This is a genomic window from Streptomyces carpinensis (genome assembly GCF_002154505.1).
Classification (GTDB): domain Bacteria; phylum Actinomycetota; class Actinomycetes; order Streptomycetales; family Streptomycetaceae; genus Streptomyces; species Streptomyces carpinensis.
Genome location: NZ_MUBM01000434.1, coordinates 1 through 8989, shown reverse-complemented (window position 1 = coordinate 8989; position 8989 = coordinate 1). Strand labels below are relative to the sequence as shown.

The following is an 8989-nucleotide window of genomic DNA, read 5'->3' as shown; positions in this document are numbered from 1 at the left end:
CCCGCCGGCGCCGGCGGGAGTTGTGATGTCGGCAGTGGTACCGGTGTCCGCTCCCCGTGTGCCGGTCCGGTCCGCCGCGGAGGCATCCGGCGGCCACAGCCGCGGCAGGTGTGTCGCTCCGGTGCTGCTGCCGCCGTCCACTCGAAGGATCTCCCCGGTCACCCAGGAGGCCTCCGGCCCGGCGATCCACAGCACCGCGCGTGCGATGTCCGCAGGGGTGCCCGGGCGTCCGAGGGGGTTTGCGGAGACGACCGTGGCATAGGCGTCAGCCACCGGGTTGCAGGCGCTGTCCACCGCGACGAAGCCGGGGCTGACGGCGTTGACGCGGATGCCGAGCGGTCCGAATTCGAGCGCCGCCGCCCGGGTGGCCATCTCCAGCGCTGCCTTGGAGGTGGCGTACGGGCCGCCCCCGGGCCGGGCACGCAGGGCGGCACCCGAGGAGATGTTGACCACCGAGGCGGGCCGCCCGGCCGCGGCCGCAAGACGGGCCAGTTCGGCCGTCGCGAGGGCCGGAGCGCGGGTGTTGAGTGCGAAGACGCGGTCCCAGCCGGCGGCCGTGACGTCGAGCATGTCCAGCGACGGGTAGATGCCCGCAGCGTTCACCAGGACGTCCACCGGCCCGTACGCGCGCCAGGAATCGCCGACGGCGGCCGCGGGGCCGTCGGTGTCACACAGGTCGACGACGTGGTGCCGCGCGCCGAGGGCGTCGGCGACTGCCGCGAGCCGATCGGCGTCGACGTCCACCAGCGTCAGCTGTGCTCCCGTCTGTGCGAAGTGCTCGGCGACGGCCCGTCCGATGCCGCTCGCGGCGCCGGTGACGACTGCGTGCGTCATCAGGAGAACTCCTTGTCCTTCGTCTCGGGCATGGTCAGGTAGACGGCCAGGGAGAGCAGTGCGGCACCGGAGACGTACAGCCAGAGCTTGTCGGCGTGCCCGGACTCGCTCATCCAGGTCGTGATGTAGGGGGCGGTGCCGCCGAAGGCGGCGACGGCCAGCGCGTACGGCAGCGCGATGCCGGTGGCCCGCACCTCCGGCGGGAACTGCTCGGCCATGATCACGGCGCAGTTGGCGGAGTAGCCAAGGATCAGCAGCATGCCGACGAGCTGGACGAGGAACAGCACGACGAAGCTGTCGTTCAGGAAGTGGAGCATCGGCCAGGCCAGGACGACGAAGCCGAGCGCGAAGCCGGCCATGGTGGGCTTGCGGCCCAGCCGGTCGGAAAGCCGACCCGCGAAGGGCAGCAGCACCATGAAGACGATCAGACACAGCGTCTGGGACAGCAGCGCCTTGTCCAACGAGATGCCCGTGGTGAGGTTGGCGTACGTCGGAAGGTAGCTGACCCAGATGTAGTACGTCAGCGTGCCCGCGACTGTGATGCCGGCGACGCGCAGCGCTGCGGCGGGGTGCTCGCGGAACATGGCCGTGAGCGGGTTCTTCGGCGCCTTTCCGCCGGCCTTGGCCTCGGTGAACGAGGCGGTGTCCTCGACGCTGACCCGCAGCCACAGCCCGAGCAGGCCGAGCAGGCCGCCGGCGGCGAAGGCGACGCGCCACCCCCAGCTGTGCAGGGCGTCCTCGCCGAGCAGCGAGGTGAATACTGTGCCGAACAGGGAGGCGATCAGTGCGCCGCCCGCGACGGACACCTGCTGCCAGGACCCGGCGAAGGCCCGCCGCCCGGACGCGGCCGACTCCACCAGGAACGCCGAGGACGAGCCGAATTCGCCGCCCGCGGAGAAGCCTTGGACGAGCCTGGCGACCAGCAGGATCAGCGGCGCGGCGATGCCGATCGTGTCGTAGCCGGGGGTGAAGGCGATCAGGAAGCCGGCGCCCGCCATCAGTCCGATGGTGAGGGTCAGACCCTTCTTGCGGCCCTTGCGGTCGGCGTACGCGCCCAGGACGGCGGCTCCCACCGGCCGCATCACAAAGCCGACGGCGAAAATGGCGAGCGTGGAGAGCAGGGCGGCGGCGCCGTCGCCCTGCGGGAAGAACACCCCGGCAATGATCTTGGCGAAGATGGAGTAGAGCGCCCAGTCGACCCACTCGACGGTGTTGCCCACAGTGCCGGCCACGATGGCCTTGCGCTGAGCGGGGGTCATTCTGCGGGACGGTTCGGTGCGGGGTGCGGTGATGGTGGTCCTCACGAGGAGGTTCCTCGCTTCCAGAAGGCAGGGGACAGTTCGGACTGCGGCGTGCGGAGCCGTCTTCGGGGAAAGTGCGCGGTGTCGTCCTGCAGGACTAACCGGCCCGACCGGGACAGGGCTGCGGGCGCGTTGTTCTGCGTCGCCGCAAAGCCCTCGCAGGTGCGGCGGTCATCGGCTCGATGGGTGGGCGAGCGTGGCAGAAGGCGGCAAACCGGCGCGCTCTGCGAGTGCGGTGCGCAGATGCGCCTGCGTGAAGGGACGCCCTGGTGCGGGCGTGCGAGAAGGTGGCCGGTTACGCGAACGTGGGTGCTGTCGCGTCGGCCCCAGTACCGATGCCCAGTGGCACGCAATTTCGGTACGGGTAGGACGGCGGATCTCTGGGACCGGCCGTCATCGGGCCGCGGAGGGCTCGGCGGTCAGTTTTGGTTGTGCTGGGCGCGGCAGTACTCGGCGATGTCGCGATGGGTGGCGAGCCACACCCCGCCGTGTCCCGCGATGTGCGCCAGCAGCTCGTCCAGCACGGTCAGACGCGAGCGGTGACCGATGATGTGCGGGTGCAGCGTCAGCTGGAACAGCCCGCCCGCCGCGTAGGCGGCGGCGAACTCGTCCTGCCAGATCCGCAGCACGTCCCGTGGCGCAATGTATGGGCGCAAGGACCCGAAGCGCTCCATCATGAAGTACGGTGCGTCGTCGCGGATCCACTCCACCGGAATCTCCACCACACCCGTCGCCTCACCGTCCTCGACCAGCTCGTACGGCTCGTCGTCGGCCATCAGCGAGGAGTCGTAGAGCAGCCCCATCTCCCGGGTGATCGACAGGGTGTGGGCAGAGAAGTCCCAGCTGGGAGTACGGATGCCGACGGGACGCACTCCGCTGATCTGCTCCAGGGTGTCGGCCGCGCGCAGCTGGAGCTCACGTTCGCTCTCCGCGCCGAGCTGCGTGTTGCGTTCGTGGATCCAGCCGTGGATGGCCAGTTCATGCCCGGCTTTCGTGTAGGACCTGGCCTCCTGCGGGCGCAGCAGCGCGCAGACCGCGGGCATGAAGAAGCTCGCCGGGATGCGATGGCGCTCCAGCATGTCAAGGATCTTCGGCACGGCCACGCGCGCTCCGTACTCACCCTGGGCCAGCTTCGCCGGGCTCGTCTGTCCGTCGCGCAGGGCGGGCGTCTCGTGGTCGGAGTCGAAGGACAGGGCCACGGCGCACCGTGCGCCGCCCGGCCAGGTCTTCGGCGCCAGGGAACGGCCGGCCCGCACCCGCTCGACGTGCCCGCGCCAGATGCGTTCGTCCCACTCCCACGGTTGCTGTTCGCTGTGCGTCATCGAGATGCGGCCTTTCCGTGAGAAGGCTGTGATCCGGGCCAGGGCGCGGCCACGCGCCCTGTCGGTCACCTCCGCTCTTGTGTGGCGGGGGTGAGGTGGTCAATAGTGGCCGTCTCCCATTCGACCGGCCCGAAAATCGATGGAAATCACCATGGGAAGCGCTGATGTGAAGGATTTCGCCGCTGAGCTCGACGAGACGGACCTGGCGATCACCCATGCCCTGCAGATCGCGCCACGCGCCTCATGGGCCACGGTGGGCGATGTGCTGGGACTCAGCGCGGTGACGGTCGCCCGCCGCTGGAACCGGATCTCACAACGGGGAACGGCCTGGGTGACGGCCACGGGCAGCCCCGCCTTGTGGCGCTCCCTGTGCAACGCCTTCATCGACGTCGACTGCGACCCCGCCGAACGCGGCCGGGTCGCCCTGGCCCTGGCCCGTGATCCCCGGACGAAGTCCGTGATGGAACTGGCCAGCGGACGCGACATCAACGTCAACGCCATCACGCGCGACCTGCCCAGCCTCTCCCGCTTCGTCCTGGACCACGTGAGCGGCCTGCCCGGCGTCGTCCGGGTCAACACACAGGTCACCACACGCATCCTGGCAGCCGGCAACGACTGGCGGCTGGACGCGCTGACCCGCGCACAGCAGTCGAGCCTGCAGTCCCTGGCCGCCGAGACCCCACCGCGCACGACCGTCCCCGGCCCACTGGACACGCAGGACCGGGAGCTGCTGCGCGCCCTCGCGGTGGACGGCCGGCTGCCCGTGACCGACCTGGCCGAGCACCTCGGCTCGAGCCACACCGCGGTACGGCGCCGCCTGACCCGGCTGGAGCGGACGGGCGCGGTGGCCTTCCGCAGTGAGGTGGCCCAGCACATCACGGGATGGCCGGTGACGTCCCTCCTCTGGGCGCGCGTCCCGGTCGCCCGACGCCAGCAGGTCTGCGAACGGCTGGGCCGGATGCCGGACGTGCGGCTGCTTACCGCAACGAGCGGCGAGACGAACATCCTGCTCTCCGCGTGGCTGCACTCCGTCGACAGCGTCCTCGACCTGGAGGACCGCATCAGCGCGGAGTGCCCGGAGCTGGAGATCGCCGACCACGGAATCGTCCTGCGCACGGTGAAGCGACAGGGCTGGATCCTCGACAACCTGGGACGCCGCACAGAATGCGTCCCCATCGACCCCTGGTGCGACCTCCCGGAGGGCTCCACCTACTGCTGAGGACCTTCCCGGGGTGCCTGTGCCGCTCGAAAACGCGAATTGGTGCTGTCACTTGTGACGCTGCCTTTCGGTCAGGCAGCGTGGCGGTACTCATGGAACAAGCCGGCAAGGACGGGCTGTCGTTGGATCCGGTGGACATGGGTGACGGTGACCAGGGCGCTGTCCGGGCAGTTGCCGGCAAATGGGGCCAACCGCGACACCGCCTGCGCCAGTGTCGCGCCCAGCTGCGACGAGTTCCCTCCCGCCAGCACATACCAGGTTCCGCCAGGCGTCGGTAGAAGTCGACGGTGGCGAGCGGGCCCATGCCGCCGAGGATGCCCAGCCGCCTCATGGCTGGAGCACCTCATGCGGGAGGGCGACGGCTTCGCGGCCCCTCGGTGTGCGAAGCGTCCGTGCGGCCAGCAGGGAGTCGATGACCGCTTCCTCCACGGATTCCAGGACGGCCGCGAACACGGTGTCCAACTCGATCGACGTCAACGTCGTAGGACTGTCGGAGTGGACGGCCGAAAAAGCCATCCCGTAGTCGCCGCTGCCGTGACTGTACGAGGCACCGACCCTGCCCAGGGCGAAGACGCCTCTGGCCGCGATCCGGGAAAGCTGCAGGGCGTTGCAGGCGACATCGAGTGCCACCACCACGACGCACGAGCCGCGGTCTGCGGAAGGTCCCGCCCGGCGGAATCCCAGGCTCTCAGGAGTGATCGTGCGGCTCAGAAGCCGCAGGTCCCCACCCATGTTCGCCTGGACGAGCACGCCGACCGTGGCCTCGCGGTCACGCAGCTCCACCCGGCGCGAAGCGGTACCGATGCCCGCCTTGAAACCCAGTGCGCAGGCCCCCGTGCCGCCGCCGACGTTGCCCATCTCCACCTCGGTGCCCGCTCCGTCCAGGGCGGCGTGGACGTGGTCGGCGGTGACCGGACGCGGGTCTCCGGTCGACAGCCAGCCGTCGTTGACCTCGCCGACCACCGGGTTCACCGAGACGATCGGCTGGTCGGCCCGGTCGAGGAGCCAGCTCAGCAAACTGTCGGCCACACGGAAGGTCGACAGCGTCGAGGTGAGCAGGACGGGTGTCTCCAGCTCGCCGAGCTCCATGACCTGGGTGGCGCCGACAAACTTTCCGTAGCCGTTCCCGACGTGGAGCCCGGCAGGCAGCACGCGGGCTTCGGCCTCGACGAGAGAGGTCGGCACGATGGCGGTGACACCCGAGTAGATGCCCTTCGAGCCGTCGATGACCGTGGTCTGGCCGACCAGGATGCCCGCCACGTCCGTGATGGCATTGTGCGTACCCGTTTCCAGACGGCCGACCCGGCGGCCGAAGTCCCGCAGGCGTCTTCGCTGCATGTGAGAGTCACCCCTGGATGATCCGGCCTGGACCGCGCCGGCACTTGGTAACTGCGGCCGAAAGAAGCAGGCCCGATGGAGACGACTGTACAGAGTGAGAGTATTACAACGTCCCATCAAGGCAGCGTCGTTGAGATGACAGGACCACGAACCCCCTGGTAGTGGGCTGTCGATGAGCTGCTCGCAGCAGGACGGCCCCGGCCGGGTGGCCGGGGCCGTCTGCGGTGCGGGACGAAGTCAGGGCGGGGTGTCAGCCGGCGGCCGGGGCACCGAAGCCGGAGGCGCCGGCCACGGGCCGAAGTAGGCGGAGCCGTGCTGGTGAGGTTGTGGGCAGTGCCGGGGAAGGTCCAGGCCGACCCGGTCCCATTACGTGGCTGCCGTCATCACGGCAGCCGGAACCGTCGCTGCGGCCCGGATCGGTGAAGGATGTCGGCGCGGCGGTCGGGGAGGCGGTCCATGCCCTCAACGCTACGGCGCGAGCCTCTCGGGCAGGGGGTTGAGCTTGTACCCCCCATAAACACGGCCTCCCGCGCCTGCGGCAGAAGCGGTTTCGTGGGATGCGCCCCCGATTTCGACGCGCTGCGGAGATGAAGCATGACGACGCGAGGAGACACCCTCCACGCCCCCGACGCCCTGCAGGGCACTGAGCCTGGGCAGCCGCCCGCCCGGCTTCCGCTCGTCGTCCACGTCCTGGCACTGGGCACGTTCTTGATGGGCACGACCGAGTTCGTGGTAGCGGGCCTGCTGCCGGAGATTGCCGGTGACGTGCAGGTCAGCGTGGCCCAGGCAGGTCTGTTGATCACTGTCTTCGCGGTTGGGATGATCTTCGGCGCCCCGCTGATGGCGATGCTGACGTTGCGGCTTCCCCGGAGGCTGACGCTGATCCTGGCGCTGGGGGTCTTCGCGGCGGGGCACGTCATCGTCGCCGTCGGCTCCAGCTTCTCGCTGTTGCTGGCCGCCCGGTTCCTGACCGCGTTGGCGACCGGCGCGTTCTGGGCGGTGGCCAACGTGGTAGCCGCCCGTGCTGCAGGCCCCGCCTCGAGCTCCCGCGCCCTGGGCGTCGTGGGCGCCGGCGCGATGCTCGCCAACGTCGTCGGCGTGCCGCTGGGCGCTTTCGCCGGACAGGTCATGGGCTGGCGGGGCCCGTTCTGGGCGCTCGCGGCCCTGGGGGCAGCCGCCATGGTGCTCATCGCCCGCCACGTCCCGCACGACGAAGTGAGTCACACGGCGGTGTCGATCCGCTCCGAGCTGTCCGCTCTGCGCTCGGGCCGGATGTGGCTGGTCCTCGTGGCCTGCGCGACCACGACGGGCGGCGTGCTGTCGACGTACTCCTACATTTTGCCGCTGCTGACCGACCGGGCGGGGCTGGCCTCCGGCCTCGTGCCGCTGGTCCTGGTCGGATTCGGCGTCGGTGCCCTGGCGGGCTTCCTCGTGGGCGGCCGCCTGGGGGACCATCGTCCGCACGCGACGACCATCGCTGCCGCTGCGACAACCACGGTCCTGCTCGTGGCGCTGTGCCTGCTGTCCCGGTCCGCCGTGCCCACGATCGTGCTGGTCGCCCTGCTGGGCCTGTTCGGACTCGGCGCCAATCCGGTACTGATCTCCCTCGGCGTCCGCTTCGCAGGCCAGGCCCCCACTCTGGGCTCCGCCCTCACCGTCTCGGCATTCAATCTCGGCACGGCCGTCGGCTCCTGGTTCGCGGGCCTCGCTCTGGAGTCACCCCTGCGAGCCACCGGTCCCGCCGCCGTCGGCGCCGCCATCGGGGCTCTCACGCTGATTCCCACGATCGCCATCGCACTCACCCAGCGCCGTCGCTCGGCGGTGGTGATGCCGGACCCGGGACCGGACGCTTCGGCCCTTTGAGCGGGCTCGACCGCATGAGCCCTCCAAACCGAGGAAGCCGCGGCAGCGCCGTGCCTTCCTGAACACGAACCGGTGCCTTCAGGCGCCCGCACGATGAAAGCAAGGAGATCCACGATGCGTGGAGTAGTGATGTACACCGCCGGCGACGTCCGTGTGGAGGATCGCGAGGATCCGGAGATCATCGAGCCCACCGACGCGATCGTGAGGCTGACCGCGACCTGCATCTGCGGCTCGGACCTGTGGCCGTACCGCGGTATCGAACCCGTCGACCGCACGCTCATGGGCCACGAGTACGTGGGCGTGGTCGAGGAGGTCGGTGCCGCAGTGGAGACCGTCAAGCCCGGAGACTTCGTCGTCGGCTCGTTCGTCATCTCCGACAACACCTGCGAGATCTGCCAGGCCGGCTTCCAGTCCAAGTGCGTGCACGCCGAGTTCGTCCACGCAGGCATCGGCACCCAGGCCGAGAAGGCCCGCATCCCACTGGCCGACGGCACCCTGGTCGCCACCCCCGGACAGCCCGACCCCGAGCTGATCCCCGCCCTGCTCGCCGCGTCCGACGTTCTGGGCACCGGCTGGTACGCCGCCTTCGCCGCCGAGGCCGGGCCCGGCAAGACCGTTGCAGTCGTCGGCGACGGCGCGGTCGGCCTGATGGCGGTCCTGGCCGCCAAGCAGCTCGGCGCGGAGCGGATCATTGCCATGTCCCGCCACCCCGAGCGGCAAAAGCTGGCCCGCTACTACGGCGCCACCGACATCGTGGAGGAGCGCGGCGACGAGGGCGTCGCCAAGATCAAGGAACTCACCGGCGGACTCGGCGCGCACTCGGTCATCGAGGCCGTCGGCACCCAGGAATCGTTCATGCAGGCCGTCGGCTCCACCCGCGGTGGCGGGCATCTGGGCTACGTGGGCGTCAATTACGACGTCCAGATTCCCGGCATCGAGCTGTTCTTCGCCGGCATCCACACCCTCGGCGGCCCCGCCCCGGTGCGCCGCTTCCTGCCCGAGCTGATCCAGCTCATCTGGGACAAGAAGATCGATCCCGGCAAGGTCTTCGACCTCACCCTCCCCCTGGAGCAGGCCCCGGAGGGCTACAAGGCGATGGACGAGCGCCGCGC

The 8989-nt window shown here is 70.0% G+C and carries 7 protein-coding genes; 3 read left to right on the top strand and 4 right to left on the bottom strand.

Annotation, left to right across the window (positions count from 1 at the left end; genetic code table 11):
- The 3 genes from BZY54_RS42225 to BZY54_RS42215 form a co-directional block, all read right to left on the bottom strand.
- Positions 1–834: SDR family NAD(P)-dependent oxidoreductase (locus BZY54_RS42225; RefSeq protein ID WP_086730668.1), on the bottom strand; the 834-nt coding region annotated here is incomplete at its 3' end.
- A complete protein-coding gene (locus tag BZY54_RS42220; RefSeq protein WP_086730670.1) occupies positions 834–2093 on the bottom strand; it encodes an MFS transporter in 1260 nt (419 codons plus the stop codon). The genes BZY54_RS42225 and BZY54_RS42220, both read right to left, overlap by 1 nt.
- A 461-nt stretch (positions 2094–2554) precedes the next feature.
- Entirely contained in the window at positions 2555–3457 is a 903-nt protein-coding gene (locus BZY54_RS42215) for a polysaccharide deacetylase family protein (RefSeq protein ID WP_086730669.1), read from the bottom strand.
- 151 nt (positions 3458–3608) lie between these two features.
- Between BZY54_RS42215 and BZY54_RS42210 the strand changes: the two genes are divergently transcribed.
- Positions 3609–4676 (top strand): Lrp/AsnC family transcriptional regulator, encoded by a 1068-nt coding sequence (locus tag BZY54_RS42210; protein ID WP_158104002.1) that lies wholly within the window; start codon positions 3609–3611, stop codon positions 4674–4676.
- A gap of 327 nt (positions 4677–5003) precedes the next feature.
- Here the strand turns inward: BZY54_RS42210 and BZY54_RS42200 are convergent, their stop codons facing one another.
- Positions 5004–6014: a P1 family peptidase gene (locus BZY54_RS42200; RefSeq protein ID WP_086730665.1), complete on the bottom strand. Its 1011-nt coding sequence runs from the start codon at positions 6012–6014 to the stop codon at positions 5004–5006.
- Positions 6015–6608: 594 nt separating this feature from the next.
- Here BZY54_RS42200 and BZY54_RS42195 point away from each other — a divergent pair.
- Both BZY54_RS42195 and BZY54_RS42190 read left to right on the top strand, forming a co-directional pair.
- Positions 6609–7877 carry an MFS transporter gene (locus BZY54_RS42195; protein WP_086730664.1) on the top strand — a complete coding sequence of 423 codons (1269 nt, stop codon included), beginning with the start codon at positions 6609–6611 and terminating at the stop codon, positions 7875–7877.
- A 114-nt stretch (positions 7878–7991) separates the two neighbouring features.
- Positions 7992–8989, top strand: a 998-nt coding sequence (locus tag BZY54_RS42190; protein WP_208640930.1) for a zinc-dependent alcohol dehydrogenase family protein, incomplete at its 3' end; no start/stop codon positions are given.

What these genes read in the sequence shown, in the direction of transcription:
- BZY54_RS42200 (WP_086730665.1), bottom strand. Translation starts at nt 6,014, where the DNA reads ATGCAGCGAAGACGCCTGCGGGACTTCGGCCGCCGGGTCGGCCGTCTG.
- BZY54_RS42195 (WP_086730664.1), top strand. Translation starts at nt 6,609, where the DNA reads ATGACGACGCGAGGAGACACCCTCCACGCCCCCGACGCCCTGCAGGGC.
- BZY54_RS42220 (WP_086730670.1), bottom strand. Translation starts at nt 2,093, where the DNA reads ATGACCCCCGCTCAGCGCAAGGCCATCGTGGCCGGCACTGTGGGCAAC.
- BZY54_RS42215 (WP_086730669.1), bottom strand. Translation starts at nt 3,457, where the DNA reads ATGACGCACAGCGAACAGCAACCGTGGGAGTGGGACGAACGCATCTGG.
- BZY54_RS42210 (WP_158104002.1), top strand. Translation starts at nt 3,609, where the DNA reads ATGGGAAGCGCTGATGTGAAGGATTTCGCCGCTGAGCTCGACGAGACG.